The organism is Brachyspira catarrhinii (assembly GCF_005518285.1).
In the GTDB taxonomy this organism is placed as follows: domain Bacteria; phylum Spirochaetota; class Brachyspiria; order Brachyspirales; family Brachyspiraceae; genus Brachyspira; species Brachyspira catarrhinii.
This window is the reverse complement of sequence record NZ_SJDU01000288.1, coordinates 1-3,030: the sequence shown is the minus strand read 5'-3', so window position 1 is coordinate 3,030 and position 3,030 is coordinate 1. Positions and strand designations below refer to the sequence as shown.

Below are 3,030 nucleotides of genomic sequence, written 5' to 3'. Positions count from 1 at the left end.
ATTATTTTATTATTGCTATTTTTTTATAATATGTAAACTATTTTTATTTGAGGTGCAAAATGAAATATATAAAATATTTATTGTTATTTATTTTCAGTTATTCGATTTTCGCTTTAACGACCGAAGAAGAAAATTTATTTAACGCTATAAATGAAAAAGATTCTCAAGAAGTTTCTTCGCTCATAAGTTCGGCGGATACGAATATAAATATTAATGTTTTGGATACGAACGGATATACTCCGATTCACAGAGCCGTTTATAATAACGATTTGGCTACGGTTAATGAACTTTTGAAAAATACAAATTTAAATATAAATTCCAAATTGGATATGACGGTTAGTATAGACGGTTGGTATTTGGGCGGAGCGACTCCTTTAATTTTAGCTTCATATTTGGGGTATACGAATATCGTTAAAACTTTACTCGATAATAACGCCGATATAAAAGCGAGAGACGATATTGACGGAACTATGGCAATTCATATGGCTGCGGCAAACGGCAATAACGAGGTTATAGAAATATTGCTATCAAAAGATGAAACTATAATCAATGAAACCGACAATAAAGGAAATAATCCTTTACATTGGGCTGCTATGAAAGATAAACCTGAAACTATTAAATTTTTATCCGAAAGAGGAGCGGATATAGAAGCAAAAGATGTAGACGGTTGGACGCCTCTTCACTATGCATCGGCTTTTTCATCTCTTCAAACGGTTGAAAATCTTATAGACTTGGGAGCGGATAAAGAAAGTAAAGCGAATGATGGAAGCACTCCTTTATCTTACGCTCAAAGGGATGATATTAAAAATTATTTATCTGGCGGAGAAAACATTGAAAGAGAAAACGAAGAAAATATTATAAACGATAATAACGAAGAAGATAAAACTCAAGCAGAATTATTAGAAGAAAGAAAAGAAGATAATATTGAAAATACTGCTAATGAAGATAATGCAAATGAAAATAATGAGGATAATGAAATTTCTGCCACTGAAAATATAGAAGACAATAATAAAGACGAATTGGATGTAAGACAACTCGAGCTTTTAGTGGCGATAAAAAATAACGACATAATAGCCGTTAATAATTTGATAAAAGATGGAGTAAATCCTAATTTTCAAGATGAAGATGGATTTTCTCCTTTACATAGAGCGATAGAAAATAATAATTTGGATTTAGTTAATGCATTGCTTTCATATGAAGATATAGATAAAGAAATAAAACTTCCTTATGAAGCGACTACTTCGGAGGATTGGTATTTGGGAGGCGATACTCCTTTATTATACGCTTCTTATATTGGAAATCCTCAAATAGTTTCCGCGCTTTTGGAAGCAAATTGCAATATAAGAGCGAGAGACGATATAGACGGAGCTATGGCTATTCATATCGCCGCCGCCAACGGTAATAATGAAGTTATCAATTTATTATTAAATAAAGATAAAACTTTAATAAACGAAGCGGACAATAACGGAGCGGATACTCCTTTGCATTGGGCTATTATGAAAAATTATGATTCGACAATAGAATTGCTTTTAAGTCAAGGAGCGAGTCCGACTCAAGCAAATTCCTCCTCTCAAACTCCTCTTCATTATGCGGCTATGTATGGAAATATGAATGCGGTTGTCCTTTTGGTTGAAAAATATAATGTCGATAAAAATTGGCAAGATGCAGACGGACTTACCGCGGCAGATTGGGCTAAAGAAAACGAATATAATGAAATAGTCGCTTATTTAGGCGGTTCTACCACTCAAGTCTATGAAAATAATAATGATTATGATTTACCGATATACAAGAAAAAGAGAGACTTATCTAAAAAATGGTGGAATTTTAATTATTAATAAAAATAAATACAAATAAAAAGGACTTTATATAATAATAAAGTCCTTTTTAATTTATAAAAAACTTTAAAAATTATTTAAATCTCTTATTTTGATTAAACATACTTTTATTAGCTCCGATTAAAGATGCAAATATTACTCTTCCCGCTTCTTTTTGTAAAACATTGTCTATTTCTATATCGACATTTTTTCCTATCAAATGTTTGGCGTTTTCTACTACTATCATAGTTCCGTCTTCCAAATATCCGAGAGCTTGTTTGTCTTTTCCTTCTCTTATCAAATCTATTTTTATAGTTTCGCCGGGCAAAACGACAACATGAAGCGAATTTGCCAAATCGTTAATATTTAATATGCTAACATTATGCAATGAAGCCACTTTCATTAAATTAAAATCGTTAGTTATGACTTTAGCGTCCATCTTTTTGGCAAGTTCTATAAGTTTCAAATCGACTTCTTTTATATTGGGAAAATCAATATCGGTAACCGATAGCAATATATTTTTTGAAGATTTCATTTTATTCAAAATTTCCAAAGCCCTTCTTCCCCTTATTCTCTTTTGCGGGTCTTTCGAATCGCTCAAAAATTGCACTTCTTTTATCACAAATTCGGGCAAAATCAAGATTCCGTCAAAAAATTTCTTCTCCGCTATATCGTAAATTCTGCCGTCAACTATAACCGAAGTATCCAATATTTTTGCCGAACCCGTTTTATCCTGCTTTGTTAATTTGAATATGTCCGATAAATTTGGTATAAACGCCGATATGATTCCGAAAGTCAAATAACCTTCCACAAACAAAATAATCAATTTTATATTTACCGACAAATTGATTCCTATACTTCTTATAACGAGTATCGTAAGCAAAACCGTAACAACGGTAAAGAAAAACGATACAAAAAACGCCAAAGTTATTTTTGAAGATTTTTTTCTTATTAAGAAAAACTCGAATAAAAATATAAGAACCGCGCTTATAAAAAATATAATCAAATTTTCCGAACTAAAACTTTTATCGTTATCGGATAAATGAATAAACAAAGCTATCAATAAAGATATTAAAAAATATACTATACGCCACATAAATTTTCTCCAATTTTTTTATTTTATATAAACAACCCAACTTACAATAAATTAAATATTAACAGAATAAATAAACATTTGAACGGATAAATACAAATATTACCCTTCTTTTGTATCTTT

Annotated in this window: 2 protein-coding genes; one reads left to right on the top strand and one right to left on the bottom strand. The window is 30.7% G+C overall.

What is annotated here, in order from left to right:
* Window positions 1-59: 59 nt before the first annotated feature.
* The gene (locus EZH24_RS09475) at window positions 60-1,835 is read left to right on the top strand and encodes an ankyrin repeat domain-containing protein (protein WP_137998912.1); all 1,776 of its coding nucleotides are present in this window, start codon (window positions 60-62) and stop codon (window positions 1,833-1,835) included.
* 73 nt (window positions 1,836-1,908) lie between these two features.
* Here EZH24_RS09475 and EZH24_RS09470 read toward each other — a convergent pair whose 3' ends face one another.
* Complete coding sequence (locus EZH24_RS09470; RefSeq protein WP_137998911.1) at window positions 1,909-2,910, bottom strand: PIN/TRAM domain-containing protein; 1,002 nt, start codon at window positions 2,908-2,910, stop codon at window positions 1,909-1,911.
* Window positions 2,911-3,030 lie beyond the last annotated feature (120 nt).